This is a genomic window from Spirosoma sp. KCTC 42546, assembly GCF_006965485.1.
Taxonomy (GTDB): Bacteria; Bacteroidota; Bacteroidia; order Cytophagales; family Spirosomataceae; genus Spirosoma.
In genome coordinates this window covers 4,283,315-4,296,945 of the sequence record NZ_CP041360.1, presented here as the reverse complement: position 1 = coordinate 4,296,945, position 13,631 = coordinate 4,283,315, and the positions used below count along the sequence as shown (strand labels likewise).

General features: G+C 48.4%; 13 protein-coding genes. 3 read left to right on the top strand and 10 right to left on the bottom strand.

Features of this window, described 5'->3' with window-relative positions; translation table 11 throughout:
- Nucleotide 1: 1 nt before the first annotated feature.
- The 10 genes from EXU85_RS17540 to EXU85_RS17500 all read right to left on the bottom strand — a co-directional run bounded on the left by EXU85_RS17540 (nucleotide 2) and on the right by EXU85_RS17500 (nucleotide 7,252).
- The gene (locus EXU85_RS17540; RefSeq protein ID WP_142773327.1) at nucleotides 2-889 is read right to left on the bottom strand and encodes a dienelactone hydrolase family protein; all 888 of its coding nucleotides are present in this window, start codon (nucleotides 887-889) and stop codon (nucleotides 2-4) included.
- 104 nt (nucleotides 890-993) lie between these two features.
- Nucleotides 994-1,275, bottom strand: coding sequence for a hypothetical protein (locus EXU85_RS17535; protein WP_142773326.1), 282 nt, complete (start codon nucleotides 1,273-1,275; stop codon nucleotides 994-996).
- A gap of 159 nt (nucleotides 1,276-1,434) precedes the next feature.
- Entirely contained in the window at nucleotides 1,435-2,460 is a 1,026-nt protein-coding gene (locus tag EXU85_RS17530; RefSeq protein ID WP_246859599.1) for a galactose oxidase, read from the bottom strand.
- Nucleotides 2,461-2,523: 63 nt separating this feature from the next.
- Nucleotides 2,524-3,114, bottom strand: coding sequence for a hypothetical protein (locus EXU85_RS17525; RefSeq protein WP_142773325.1), 591 nt, complete (start codon nucleotides 3,112-3,114; stop codon nucleotides 2,524-2,526).
- Between the two features lie 404 nt (nucleotides 3,115-3,518).
- Nucleotides 3,519-3,779 carry a hypothetical protein gene (locus EXU85_RS17520; RefSeq protein ID WP_142773324.1) on the bottom strand — a complete coding sequence of 87 codons (261 nt, stop codon included), beginning with the start codon at nucleotides 3,777-3,779 and terminating at the stop codon, nucleotides 3,519-3,521.
- A 34-nt stretch (nucleotides 3,780-3,813) separates the two neighbouring features.
- Nucleotides 3,814-4,245: a restriction endonuclease gene (locus EXU85_RS35800; RefSeq protein ID WP_246859598.1), complete on the bottom strand. Its 432-nt coding sequence runs from the start codon at nucleotides 4,243-4,245 to the stop codon at nucleotides 3,814-3,816.
- Between the two features lie 188 nt (nucleotides 4,246-4,433).
- Entirely contained in the window at nucleotides 4,434-4,700 is a 267-nt protein-coding gene (locus EXU85_RS35795) for a winged helix-turn-helix domain-containing protein (protein ID WP_246859596.1), read from the bottom strand.
- 190 nt (nucleotides 4,701-4,890) lie between these two features.
- A complete protein-coding gene (locus EXU85_RS17510) occupies nucleotides 4,891-5,106 on the bottom strand; it encodes a DUF4926 domain-containing protein (protein WP_142773323.1) in 216 nt (71 codons plus the stop codon).
- Between the two features lie 4 nt (nucleotides 5,107-5,110).
- Nucleotides 5,111-5,389 carry a DUF6883 domain-containing protein gene (locus tag EXU85_RS36190; protein WP_371732031.1) on the bottom strand — a complete coding sequence of 93 codons (279 nt, stop codon included), beginning with the start codon at nucleotides 5,387-5,389 and terminating at the stop codon, nucleotides 5,111-5,113.
- A gap of 120 nt (nucleotides 5,390-5,509) precedes the next feature.
- Nucleotides 5,510-7,252 (bottom strand): glutamine--tRNA ligase/YqeY domain fusion protein, encoded by a 1,743-nt coding sequence (locus EXU85_RS17500; RefSeq protein WP_142773322.1) that lies wholly within the window; start codon nucleotides 7,250-7,252, stop codon nucleotides 5,510-5,512.
- Nucleotides 7,253-7,700: 448 nt separating this feature from the next.
- Here EXU85_RS17500 and EXU85_RS17495 point away from each other — a divergent pair, with 448 nt between their 5' ends.
- The 3 genes from EXU85_RS17495 (at nucleotide 7,701) to EXU85_RS17485 (ending at nucleotide 13,462) form a co-directional block, all read left to right on the top strand.
- On the top strand, nucleotides 7,701-9,041 hold the full coding sequence (locus EXU85_RS17495; protein ID WP_142773321.1) for a TolC family protein: 1,341 nt from the start codon (nucleotides 7,701-7,703) through the stop codon (nucleotides 9,039-9,041).
- A gap of 35 nt (nucleotides 9,042-9,076) precedes the next feature.
- Nucleotides 9,077-10,192 (top strand): efflux RND transporter periplasmic adaptor subunit, encoded by a 1,116-nt coding sequence (locus tag EXU85_RS17490; protein WP_142773320.1) that lies wholly within the window; start codon nucleotides 9,077-9,079, stop codon nucleotides 10,190-10,192.
- A 99-nt stretch (nucleotides 10,193-10,291) separates the two neighbouring features.
- Nucleotides 10,292-13,462 carry an efflux RND transporter permease subunit gene (locus EXU85_RS17485; RefSeq protein WP_142773319.1) on the top strand — a complete coding sequence of 1,057 codons (3,171 nt, stop codon included), beginning with the start codon at nucleotides 10,292-10,294 and terminating at the stop codon, nucleotides 13,460-13,462.
- Nucleotides 13,463-13,631: the final 169 nt, after the last annotated feature.

Below are 13,631 nucleotides of genomic sequence, written 5' to 3'. Positions count from 1 at the left end.
ACTAGGTCAATTTTGCAGTGAAAAAGTCAATAGTACGTTTCCAGGCTAATTCGGCGGCTGCTTTGTCATAACGAGGGGTCGTATCATTATGAAAGCCGTGGTTTGCATTGGGATACACATAAGCGGTGTATTCTTTATTGTTCTGCTTTAACGCGGCTTCATAAGCTGGCCAACCTGCATTAACTCCTTTGTCCAGTTCGCCATACTGCAAGAGGAGCGGAGCCTTTATTTTTGGAACATCTTCAGCGGCTGGCTGCCCGCCATAGAACGGAACGGCTGCCGATAAATCGGGTAACCGCACAGCCATCATATTGGCAATCCACCCACCAAAGCAAAAACCAACAACACCAACTTTGCCGTTGCAGTCTTTGTTGCCTTTTAGATACTCATAGCCCGCAATAAAATCTTCTAACATTTCATTTCGGTCTCGCTTACTTTGGAGCGCACGACCTTCATCGTCATTGCCCGGATAGCCACCCAATGGGGTCAACGCATCCGGCGCAATCGTAATAAATCCGGCCAGAGCTGCTCGCCGGGCCACATCTGCGATGTGCGGATTCAATCCACGATTTTCATGAACCACAACAATACCGCCAAGTTTCTTTTTCGCATCCACTGGCATCGACACCAGGGCTTTGATGGTGCCGCCCCCTTTTGGAGAAGGATAATTGACGTAGTCTGATTTTAACCGTGGATCGTCGGCTTTGATCTGGATAGCGCCCTGGTAATCAGGCATGAGAAAGCTCATCAAAGAGGCTACGGTAAGGCCGCCAACGGCATAGGTCGATAATTTTTGCACAAAGTCGCGCCGATCGAGCCGGTTATGCGCATAATCATCATACAGGTCAAATACCTCTTGTTTGATGTCTTCTTTATTGATTCGGTTCATGTTCGTCCGGATTCGTTTTCCAGTAAATATACTATGAATTCGAGCGTAGACATGATCCTAACTTGCCATTTCTACGCTCGAATTCATAGTATGTATGCCGGTTGCTATAGGGCATAGCCTTGATCACTATACGAACCGCCCATTTCCAATAAGGCATAGAGTGTGGCTCCTACTAAATCAGTTGTGGGTTCGTCATTGGTCAGGACAATAGTGTGGTCTCCATCCTGATAAAGACTAAAAATGTCAACTTTATTGAGCGGGTTTGCCAATAGCCACTTATCAGCTACATACGTAACCGGAACACCTGTTCGCTGACGTACATGATAGACTATTTCGGTAATGGATGGGCATGTCCCCGTAAAATTCACCTCTCGACTGACGACCATAACTTTACTTGTGTAGATAGTTATACTGATAAGTAAGAACGCTTTTGTTGATTGTAGTACTTAATCCAACTAGACACTACTAGATTCTGTTAGTTGTATTTTATTGAAAATCAACGAAAAGTGATTCAATGGGCCTTGAGCGTCAAATTTGGTCAAGCGTTAGTATGTGTCTGTATCCTGTGCGATGGTGGGGTCAAATTCCCATAGGTCATCAAAGGTAGTCGTTCCGCTAAGCCCCGTTGTGATGTACCCTTTCCCATTCATAGCGAACCCCAGTGCGTACAATCGGGTACCACCTTCAAAGACGCCAAATTCAGCCCAGCTATCATCATCAGGATTGTATTGCCAAACCGTAGCGCTGCCGTCTCCAGCCGTCACATAACCCCGTGAGCCGATTGCAAAACCAACTCCGTAACTACGAGCTACGGTTTCTTCATCCTCGAAATCACCCTTTTCGATCCATAGGTCCTGCGCCGGGTCGTAGGCCCACCAGTCGGTGAGAGCCGCGCCATTTGTACCGGTGCCAACATAGGCAATGTTGTTGATAATGAAGCTAATGGCTCCTAATCGCTTTCCTCCGCCAAAGCTGGTAGTCTTCTCCCAGCTACCACTTTCGGGGTCGTACGTCCAGAAATCTTTTAAGTAATTTCCATCGTAGCCAGTGCCGACATACCCTTTATTGTTAACCGCGAAGGCCACCGCGTTTCGTCGGGCTGTTCCGCCAAAATCGGCAATTTGATTCCATGTATTAGCGGCCTGATCAAATTCCCAAAAGTCCTTTAACCGATTGTTGTTGGCGTCTACGCCGGTGCCAACGTACCCCTTGTTGCCCAGAGCGAACCCAACAGCCGAAATACGGGCAGCCCCCCCGAAATTGGACACCTGGCTCCAGGCATTAGTGGATTGATCATACGCCCAGAAGTCTTTCAAGAGATCGTTCGAAGAAGTGGTGCCCGTGCCAATGTAGGCTACGTTTCCAATGACAAAACCAACGGATGCACTACGACTTACCCCATCAAGGTCAGAGCGGGTTCGCCAGTCGCCTAGTGTGGTAACGTCCGAAGTCGAGCATCCCACCAATAAGGCTGTCCAGCTGAGGCAGATAAGGAATAGAACCGTGTTAATTGCCTTCTGAGTTGGTAAAACTGTTGATGGCTGGCGGAGGTAAGCTATACGAAAATTCATAGGACTAAAGAGGTTGAGTAGCTTGATTAGGTGTAAAAAAGAGTGATAGGGAAAGTCAGAATGCTAGTGATGAAAAATTGGGCGAGTCTTTTTGGGCTTACTGGCAAACGGAGCGATTGATAAACTAGGTGGAACTGGACCGAGAGCTGCCTTTCGCGGCACATGGGTGGAATCGCCTAACGACATGGTAGTTGTATCACTAGCGCTGGTGACGCTTAAATCAATGAGTATCTCGGCGATAATCTGTGTGCTGTCAAGCTGTTGCACCATTGAATCCGGCAGCGCGTAGATTAGTTGGGTAACGACCTTGATGGAATCCTCACGTTCCCCAATCCAGGAAACGTAACCCAGAGCCAGGCTATCTGTACTGGCGGGGTCATACGTAGTTTGCTTGAGCGCGGCCTGTGAATCTGGGCGTCTGTCGGGAATGGGCAGATTAGTACTGTTTTCGGTGGAGGCCTCCTGTAAGTAATTCGAAATCCATCGGGTAAGCGCCTGTTTCTCGGTAGTTGAACCAAGCTGTTGGGGTATATCCTCGTCTGCATCAGTCGTGCAGGCCGACAAAGACACGAGTAGGCCAATAAGCATTAGCCATCTGGTGAACTTTGGTTGACTACCCAGTAGTCGGTCGAACGTTGAAACGCGATTTCTCATCCGGATCTGGTTAAGTTGACGTGTTGAGTGGATCGTCTACTTCCGGATACGAGTTTTTTTTTCGAGGTGTTGCAGGCTAAAAGGCCTTTTTGCCGTGTTTAAGCTATTTTAACATAATGTGCCGACGTAAACTGCGAATGTGCCGGTGAATGAGAAGTGTTACTGAAATTAGACCAATGAAGCCATTGCGTCGGTAGAAAGATACTTTTTGCGTTTAGCTTGGCTATCGGAAAGCGATGTAAATGGCCACCCGACGGATAGTTCTCAAGGTAGTTAAGCTATCGCCTAGTAGTCCTGGCCAGGAGTCTGCTCATGCAAGAAAGGAAGCAGTTGGCAATATGAAGTCCTTTCTAAAGACATTACCAAACAACACGGATTATATGCAAGAGGAAGTAAACCAGGGTTTACAGCGAAACTTCTAAATCGCCTAAGTCGTGCGGTTGAATAATCGGCAATTTTCGGTGGTCAATAGGCTTATCAGATTTAAATACTTGTCCTCCATTGCCTAGGGGTGGGTTTTTGGGGTTTGCGTAATAGATGGCTTTTGCCCGCCGAATCAGTTTTAGCGCAGCCGCCAGGCGTTCCTGTGGCGTTTTAGCCCACCAGTATTCTTTATCGTAAGCCGGAATATCGTTGATATTGCTTGATTTGCGGATGATAGACATGGGGTGAAGATTTAGATCCAAAAGTACTTGCTAATCAAAATTGATCAAACCAAGCTTGTTTAACTTTAACAACTTCAATAAACTCGGTTTCAACACCTAGTTTTAACTCTTTAAGTTTATCGCATAGAAGTTCGCCATCAATCAAATCAATTGGAGGAGCGCCATCTCTAGTTGCTTCTTTTACCGCTTCTCTAGTAAAAGTGCCCGTAGTGACGAATAGACCCTTATCTGCTCTTCCTTGCATTGCTCCTCTAAAATCTCTGATTTGACTAGGGGTAATAGTGCCTTTATATCGTTTGCATTGAAAAATTACATGGAAGCTTAAAAATCCACTTATCCTAACAATACCTTTTCCATCAATACCGCCATCGCCCGTTTTTCCCGTAACCTCTACTTGAACAAATCCGCTTTCACGCAATAAGCGTTGTGTTAAGCGTTCAAAACTGCTAGGTGAAATAATATACAACTTTTCCAGCAGTTGCTCCTTCCAATCAGCTACTTCAATTTCTTGTTCTATATTATCAGGCTCTTCAGTTTGTGATTGAGAGGCTTTCTTTGAAGAGTCTCTGACCTTTCTTTCAATCTCATCTGGATTAATCTCATTTGGATTTATATTTTGATTCGTGAGTGTCCAGACACTTCTTGCTGAGTTCTCTAGCTGAGTTCTCTAGCTGAGTTCTCTAATAGCCCATACTTTTTTAAATAAGTTCTTGTCCACGCCAACTGATATTCTATCTCAGTTCTACCATCTTTTCCATGAGGAATGTTTAATACATCTTCAGATAAGTTGGTTATTTCATAGACACGTTCATTTATTTCTTCAATATTTCCAGAGCCGCCAAGGTCAATAAGGGCTTGAACAACAGGTACAAACAAATCAGTGAATTTGGGTAACCTTTGATGTTTTCTAGTTCTGGCCATTGAGATATTTTTAAGTTGTTTATAGTATGGATAAATAAATGGTCTTCGTTTGGCAACCTATGCCTTAAGCCATTAGTTGCTAAACAAAGACCATTTATTGTATTCTGTACTCAGCAAATAGATCAACCCTTCTTCATCTCCTTAGCCCCGCCGTCTTTCAGCTTCACCGTCCGGTTAAAATAAAGTAAACTTACTCAACCATATCAGCCTGCAAATAGACTTTCATCAGTTGGGCTGCCGAAACAGTTGGCATGGCGTAGGGTATTCCATTTTTGCCAACAAATTCGAGCAAATAATTCATGTCTGGGCCAATGTCGACGATTACACCTATTTCGCCCCGGCGCAAATTATACTGTGGCAAAGGTGTCGTCAGTGCCACCAAATCATGCAAATGAAGCTCATCCATGATATTATATTTTTAATACGTAACAACTCGTTAGTCGTGGAAAGTTTTTACCGTCATCAATAATCCAACTGGTTCGCACAGTGGCGGTCTTGGCTTGATGAGTCATCTCAAAGTCAACTACGTAAATTTCACCATAGCTATTTCTACCCTCATGAGTCGCTGAATTTAACAGTACCGCCGACAAAACAGCATCGCGCAGAATTTCCCATTCAATACTGGTTATCCCTAATGCCGAACGGAATACGCGAGCTTTATGCTTCCCATACGGATGTTCCGTATTCAATCAGTAACCCAAAAATTTTGAGTCATCTGCTTGAGCACGTTCGGCAAAGGGTAACATAGTTATTTCGTTTACTCATATATTACCCCAATCAACCCTTCCGAGCATTATCCCTTCCGAGTGTCACCCCTTCTTCATCTCCTTCGCCCAGCCGTCTTTCAGTGTAACGGTCCGGTTGAATACGGGACGGTCGGCGGTGGAGTCCTGGTCGAGGATGAAGTAGCCTTTGCGCATGAACTGGAAGTTGGATTGGGCTCCCGATCGGGCAGCTTCTACCAGGGCAGGTTCAACAAACGCATGGACGGTTGCCAGCGAGTTTGGATTCAGTAACTCTTTAAAATCCCGTTCGTCGGCCGCTGGGTTCTCCACGGAAAACAGGCGGTCGTACAGACGAACATCGGCTTCCACGGCGTGTGGAACCGATACCCAGTGAATCGTGCCTTTCACATTGATGCCCGATGTATCAGAACCGCTCCGACTTTCGGGAATGTAGGAGCAGCGCAGTTCGATAATTTCCCCTGCATTGTCTTTTACAACCTCATCGCACTTGATGATATACGCACCTTTCAGCCGTACCATACCGCCCGGAAATAGGCGGAAGAATTTCTTCGGCGGAACTTCCATGAAGTCATCCCGCTCGATGTACACTTCCCGGCTGAAGGGCACATCGCGTTCGCCCGCGGTAGCGTCTTCGGGGTTGTTTTCGATAGGCATGATCTCCTCACGGCCAACCTCGTAATTCGTTAAAACGAGTTTCAGGGGCTTTTCATCGAGAACGGCCATGACCCGGTGTGTAGTCTTATTCAACTCTTCGCGCAGACAGAATTCCAGCAAGCCCACGTCGATAAGGTTATCGCGTTTGGCAATTCCGATACGGTCGGCAAACTCACGGATGCTGGCGGGGGTATAACCACGCCGACGAATACCCGCGATGGTTGGCATCCGGGGATCATCCCAGCCGCTCACGTGGCCTTCTTCCACCAGTTGTTTGAGCTTACGTTTGCTCATGACCGTATACGTCAGGTTGAGCCGCGCGAACTCGATCTGGCGGGAGGGGAAAATATCAAGCTTATCAATAAACCACTCGTATAAGGGCCGGTGTACCTCAAACTCCAGCGTACAGAGCGAGTGGGTAATGTGTTCAATCGCATCGGACTGACCATGTGCGAAATCATACATCGGATAAATACACCAGGTATCGCCCGTACGGTGGTGATGCGCGTGTTTGATCCGGTAAATGATTGGGTCACGCAACTGCATGTTCGGCGAGGCCATATCGACTTTTGCGCGTAGCACTTTGGCACCGTCGGGGTAGTCGCCAGCTTTCATACGACGGAACAGATCGAGGTTTTCATCCACACTCCGATCGCGGTACTGACTCATGCGTCCCGGTTCAGTCGGCGTACCTTTCTGAGCGGCAATTTCCTCCGAAGTTGAATCGTCTACATAGGCTAACCCCTTCTGAATCAGTTTCTCAGCAAAGAGGTAAATCTGGTCGAAGTAGTCAGATGCATAAAACTCGTTTTCCCAGTCGAAACCCAGCCAACGGACATCGTTCTTGATCGAATCAACGTATTCGGTATCTTCCGTTACGGGATTTGTATCGTCAAACCGAAGGTTTGTCTGCCCGCCGTACTTATCGGCCAGTCCGAAGTTCAGGCAAATGGATTTAGCGTGGCCAATATGCAGGTAGCCATTAGGTTCGGGTGGAAAACGCGTGTGAATACGTCCACCGTTCTTACCAACGGCCAGGTCTTCTTCTACAATTTGTTCAATGAAGTTGAGGGAGCTACCAGCACTGCTGCCACCAGCGGTGCTATTTTCGTTGGTAACGCCTTCGTCGGAGTCTTTGGTTGCTTCAGTCATGTGGTTGCGTACTGATAAATAGTCCGAAAATTACGGCCTTTGCCCCGCTTTGACAAACCAAAACAGGGGTAAAGCAAAAACGAGGAATTTAAAGTAGGGTGTCTGGGCGTTCTAAGTGGCCTGCAGGTTTTTTAAAAACTGCACCAATCCATGCCCGGTTTACCAATTGGTGATCCTGTCAAATTTGCCTGCTGGGGGCGTTAAGATTAATTTAATACACAGGTGGCATTAGTAGTAAAAAGTAATTAGCTAGTGGTGAAAAGGACTCATTATCAGGTAGGTAAGTCAGGTTGTTTTACGGGGCATGGTTTCGAGAAATTACTTAAGTAGCGGTAGCGCAGTCACTAATTTCTTTGGAACGAACGAACAAAATGGACACTCTGGCGAGTTGTTATAGATACAGACCGTTGCCAATCTCCCAACTACGGTTTTCAAGGTTTAACTGTTTATGAATAGAACGTTTATTGGCTTTCTTTTCGCGCTTGGGTGGTTTTTGTCGATTGATGCAGTAAGTCAGAAAACAACAGATTCGCTATCGAAACAAGCTTATCTTTCCGATTGCATTCAGTATGCGTTGGGTCATCAGCCTGTAGTCCGTCAGTCGATTATTGACCAGGATATTGCCGAACGTACTGTGCAAAGCGCACTGGCCGCCTGGTACCCCCAACTAAGTGCCTCCTATAACCTGCTCCATTACCTCAAACTGCCCGTTACCCTCATTCCTGATGCGACCACGGGTGAGAAACGTCCCGTTTCGCTCGGTGCCCAAAACACATCGACGGCCTCACTTTCGGTAACGCAAAGTATTTTTAACCGGGATGTGTTACTGGCCAGCCGAACTGCCGACGCCTACCGGGAACAGGCTACTCAGAACACGGTCCGAAATAAAATCGATGTTGTCGTAAATGTCAGCAAAGCGTTCTATGATCTAATCCTGACGCAACGTCAGGTCGATATTCTGACCCAGGATATCGCTCGCCTGACACGTAGTTTACAGGACGCTACCAATCAGTATCAGAGCGGAATTGTTGATAAAACCGATCCGCAGCGTGCGAAGATTGCGCTTAATAATTCCCGCGCTCAGCAGAAACAATATAGGGATCTGGTTGGGTCAAAATACCAGGTGCTAAAACAGGTTATGGGGTACCCGCCAACAAGTCAACTGGCGGTAACCTATGATACCTTACAATTGGCCAGGGAAGTTACCCTGGACACACTCTCGTTAGTAAATCCGCAAAATCGGATTGAATATCAGCTTTTGCAAACACAGGGGCGTTTACTGGATGCCAATGTTCGCTACAATCGCTGGGCATATCTGCCATCGGTATCGGCCTTTGGTAACTACAATTTATTGTATCAGAACAATGCCTTCGGGCAACTCTATAGCGCGTCATTTCCCAACTCGGTAATTGGCTTAACGCTTGCGCTACCTATTTTTCAGGGAGGGCGACGTATTCATCAGACAAAAATTGCCGAGTTGCAGGTTCAGCGGCTGAACTGGGATCTGGCTGCGCTGACCAGTGCGGTCGATGCCGAGTATGCCACGGCCTTAGCAAACTACAAGGGGAATCTGGCGAACTATCTGGCGCTGGTCGAGAATCAGCAACTGGCCGAAGATGTGTACCGGATTATCAACCTACAGTATCGCTCCGGCATCAAAACCTATCTAGACGTAACCATCGCCGAAGCCGATCTCCGAACCGCACGACTTAATGTATTCAATGCACTTTATCAGGTGTTGATCAGTAAGTTAGATGTTCAGCGGGCATTGGGTGTTATTCAGTTTTAAGTGTTGTCAGCATGACAAACGTGTCTATTAGAATTATGAAGCAGCCTATAAATCTGGCTATATCGGGATTGATCCTGACCCTGTTACTTGCCGCTTGTGGCGGTAAAAAAGATGCCCAGCAACAACAGGCTCCTCCACCGCCCACGGCTGTTAGTGCGGTGAAAGTTACCAAAGGAAGTGCTACCTATTACGATCAGTTTCCGGCAACGGTAACTGCCCTTTTGGAGGTGGAGATTCAACCGCAGGTGGCCGGCAATATTACGGGTATCTTTTTTCAGGATGGTCAGCATGTCAGTAAAGGACAAAAACTCTATACGATTGATCCCCAGCAGTATCGGGCGAGTTACGATCAGGCAGTTGCCAATCTGAACGTTCAGAAAGCCAACCTGAACCGGGCTCAAAAGGACGCTAACCGGTACAATACCCTGGCCGAACAGGATGCCGTTGCCAAGCAATTGGTCGATAACGCCAATGCTTCGCTGGAAGCGGCTAAAATGCAGGTAGAGGCCTCCGAAGCAACGATTCGGCAGGTGGCTACGAATTTGAAATACACAACCATTTACGCCCCGCTCGATGGTACAATCGGCATTTCGCAGGTACGACTTGGCGCGGCTGTAGCTCCGGGTTCAACACCACTCAACACGATTTCATCGGATAACCCGATTGCCGCTGATGTACAGATCGATGAATCACAGATTCCCCGATTTTTAAAATTACAGGGCCAGCCGAATGTAGTCCGTGATTCAACACTGATCCTGTTACTGCCAGATGGGAGTACATACAAATACCCTGGCTCGGTACGCATCGTTGACCGGGCCGTTGATCCGCAAACGGGTACCCTTCGGGTTCGGGTTGCCTTTCCAAATCCCAACAAACAACTCAAAGTTGGCTTGAATGCCAACATCCGGGTGAAAAACAATACGGGTGAGCCACAACTATTAATTCCCTATCAGGCTGTAACGGAGCAAATGAGTGAATACTTTGTGTTTGTAGTGGGCGATAGTAGCAAGGTCAGCCAGAAGAAAGTAACGCTCGGTGCCCGTATTAATGATAAAGTAATCGTGAAAGATGGTCTCAAAGAAGGAGAAACCATCGTAACCGAAGGCACGCAGAAAATCCGGGAAGGGGCAAAAGTGCAGGTAACCAAGTAAAAGTAGGGGAGAAAGGAGGAGAGGGAGGAAAGGGACAACGAAAAAACGGTACTTTCCTTTCCTCCCTCTTCTCCCTCTCCTCCTTTCTCCTAAAAAAATATGTTCGCAGAAATATTCATTAATCGGCCGGTTACTGCCATTGTTGCCTCGGTTGTGATTGTGGCACTCGGGGTACTGGCTTTGTTAAGTCTCCCTGTCAGTCAGTATCCTGATATCACCCCGCCCGTTGTGCAGGTGACAGGCACCTACACCGGTGCCGATGCACAGACGGTTGAGCAGACAGTAGCCACGCCCATTGAAACGCAGGTGAACGGTACGCCGGGCATGGACTACGTGCAAACCAACGCCACCAACGATGGTCGGATGACCATGAACGTGACGTTCAAGGTAGGTACCGATGTGAATATTGCCGCTCTGGATGTACAGAACCGGGTGGGTATTGCCCAGCCGCAGCTGCCGGAAGAGGTTACCCGCCTGGGTGTTGTGGTTCGGAAACGAAACCCATCCCTGTTTATGCTGGTTGCGATTTACTCGCCCAACAAGACCCATAATGTCTCATTCCTGGATAACTACGCCAATATTTATATTAGGGATGCCCTGTTACGGGTGCCGGGCGTAGGGGATATTTTCAGCCGGGCGGATGATTTTAGTATGCGGATCTGGCTCAAACCCGACCGCCTTGCGCAACTCGGCCTAACCTCCGACGATGTAGTGGCAGCCTTACAGGAGCAAAACCTACAGGTGGCGGGTGGCTCGGTAGGAGCGTCCCCACAACCTTCTACTCAGGCATTTGAGTATAGCGTATTTACCAACAGCCGACTCAGTAAGGAAGAGGACTTCCGGAATATCATTGTACGGAGCGATCCGGCTAAGGGTTCATTGGTCTATTTGAAAGATGTAGCGCGGGTGCAATTGGGTAAGTTCTCCTATGCCAGTAACTCCTTCGTTGATGGCAATCGGGCGGCTTATTTGCTGGTGTATCAGTTGCCGGGCAGTAATGCGCTGGCAACGGCCAAGGGTGTGTATGAGGCCATGGACAACCTGAAAAAGACGTTCCCGAAAGATATCAATTATGTGGTGCCTTTCGAATCAGTGTCGGTAATTCAGGTATCGATTGGCGAGGTGGTGAAAACCTTAGGCGAAGCCCTCGTGCTGGTGGTACTGGTCGTGTTTTTGTTCCTGCAAAGCTGGCGGGCAACGCTCATTACCTTGCTGGCCATCCCGGTTTCGATTGTGGGTACATTTGCCCTGTTCGTACCGCTTGGGTTTACCATTAACACGCTGACACTCTTTGCCTTTGTACTAGCCATCGGGATTGTGGTGGATGATGCGATTGTGGTGGTCGAAGCCGTGCAGGTGAACCTCGATAAGGGTATGACGCCCAAAGACGCGACTCGGGAAGCCATGCGGGAGATATCCGCTCCGGTAATTGCCATTGCCCTGATTCTGGCGGCTGTGTTTGTACCCGTAGGCTTTATTCCGGGCATTGTCGGGCGACTCTACCAGCAGTTTGCCATTACGATTGCCGTTTCGGTGTTGATTTCGGCCTTTGTTGCGCTGTCGCTTACACCTGCGCTTTGTACATTGCTGTTGCAGCCAATGCACATCGACGAAAAAGCGACCGGACTGAATAAGTTCTTCTACAAGTTCAATCAATGGTTCGAGCGGGTTACGAATGTCTACTCCAACGGTGTGAAGCGGCTGATTAAGCTGACCCCTTTGGTGATTGTCGGGCTGGTGGTGGTGTATATTGGAACGGCGCTGCTGTTCCGCGCCAAACCTACCGGCTTTATCCCGACGGAAGACGAAGGACGTCTGATAGTGACCTATGAAATCCCGGAAGCGGCTTCGACATCAAGGAGTTTGGTTGTGCTCAACAAGGTGATGGATATTCTGAAAAAGCAGCCTTACGTAGCGCACTTTTCAGCCCTTGGCGGTTTGAATGCCATCACCTTTGCCTCAAAATCGAACAGCGGTACGGTCTTTATTCAGCTAAAACCCTGGGAGGAACGCACCGAGCGGGGTATGCAGGCCGACTCGCTCGTGGTTAAACTACAACGGGCTCTGTCAACACTGAACGACGCTCGGCCTCAGGTTATTCAGCCACCGGCTATCCCGGGTTTAGGACAGAGTTCAGGATTTACGTTTGAGATTCAGCAGCGTGAAACCAACGATGACGTGAAGGCCTTTGACGGTGTGGTACAGAACTTCCTGGCCGAAGCGAACAAACGGCCTGAAATTGGTCGGGCGTTTTCGTACTTCACCGCCAAAGCCCCCGCGTACCGGGTCGATGTGGATCGCGACAAATGCAAGAAACTGGGTATTTCGGTGAGCAATGTGTACCGGACGATGCAAACGTACCTCGGTAGCCAGTACGTCAACGACTTCATTATTTACGGGCGTAAGTTTCGGGTGGTAGCGCAGGCAGATACGATGTACCGAACGGATGTAACAAATCTGGGTCAGTATTACGTTCGTAACCAGGGTGGCCAGTTGGTGCCGATTAGTGCGGTTATTAAAACTACGGTCATTGAAAACGCTCCGCTGATTTCGCACTTCAACCTGTTCCGTTCCGTCGAATTGAATGGTGGAGCCAAGCCGGGTTATAGTAGTAGTCAGGCCAATGACGCGCTACGAGAGGTAGCCGCCAAGGTACTCCCTGCCGGTTACGCCTACGATTTCGGTGGACTGAGCCGCGAAGAAATCAACGCCGGTAATAGCTCAATTTACATTTTCATGCTGTCGGTTGGGTTCGTGTTTTTGTTCCTGGCTGCTTTATACGAAAGCTGGTCCGTACCATTTTCCGTACTGCTGTCGGTGCCCATCGGTGCGCTGGGTGCTATCGTTGCGCTTATCCTGTTTCCGTATCTTACGAATAACGTGTACGCTCAGATCGGGTTGATCACCCTGATTGGGTTGGCGGCCAAAAACGCTATTCTGATTGTGGAGTTTGCGAAAGAGCGCGTCGATAAAGGCGAGGATTTGCTGGAGTCGACCATTGAAGCGGTTCGGCTGCGACTACGCCCGATTCTGATGACTTCCCTAGCCTTCATTCTGGGGGTATTTCCCCTGGCGCTGGCGAGTGGGGCAGGCGGGGTTGCCCGCGCTACAATTGGTCGTACGGTGTTGGGTGGAATGATAGCGGCTACCTCGCTGGCCATTTTCGTCGTCCCTGTTTTATATGTCGGTATTACCCGACTCGCTTACGGAAAGAAAGGTCTGGCAGCGTTGAAAGAGAACGCCAAGAAGGATGAACCCAAAGAGGCCTAAGCGGTATAGTTGTAGTGCCGACCGTCCCGGTCGGGTGTGTAGCTAAGTGTTCCCCGCCCGACCGGGACGGTCGGCACTACATTTTAATCCTGTCAAAGAAAAAAAATAACCCTACCTGTCAATCTCTGACAAAGCCGTACCTTCGTATGGCGATTGCGTAGCTTGTCAG

Coding starts and splice junctions, on each gene's coding strand:
- EXU85_RS17520 (WP_142773324.1), bottom strand. CDS start 3,779: ATGTCTATCATCCGCAAATCAAGCAATATCAACGATATTCCGGCTTAC.
- EXU85_RS17535 (WP_142773326.1), bottom strand. CDS start 1,275: ATGGTCGTCAGTCGAGAGGTGAATTTTACGGGGACATGCCCATCCATT.
- EXU85_RS17490 (WP_142773320.1), top strand. CDS start 9,077: ATGAAGCAGCCTATAAATCTGGCTATATCGGGATTGATCCTGACCCTG.
- EXU85_RS17495 (WP_142773321.1), top strand. CDS start 7,701: ATGAATAGAACGTTTATTGGCTTTCTTTTCGCGCTTGGGTGGTTTTTG.
- EXU85_RS17530 (WP_246859599.1), bottom strand. CDS start 2,460: ATGAATTTTCGTATAGCTTACCTCCGCCAGCCATCAACAGTTTTACCA.
- EXU85_RS35795 (WP_246859596.1), bottom strand. CDS start 4,700: ATGGCCAGAACTAGAAAACATCAAAGGTTACCCAAATTCACTGATTTG.
- EXU85_RS17485 (WP_142773319.1), top strand. CDS start 10,292: ATGTTCGCAGAAATATTCATTAATCGGCCGGTTACTGCCATTGTTGCC.
- EXU85_RS17510 (WP_142773323.1), bottom strand. CDS start 5,106: ATGGATGAGCTTCATTTGCATGATTTGGTGGCACTGACGACACCTTTG.
- EXU85_RS17500 (WP_142773322.1), bottom strand. CDS start 7,252: ATGACTGAAGCAACCAAAGACTCCGACGAAGGCGTTACCAACGAAAAT.
- EXU85_RS17525 (WP_142773325.1), bottom strand. CDS start 3,114: ATGAGAAATCGCGTTTCAACGTTCGACCGACTACTGGGTAGTCAACCA.
- EXU85_RS17540 (WP_142773327.1), bottom strand. CDS start 889: ATGAACCGAATCAATAAAGAAGACATCAAACAAGAGGTATTTGACCTG.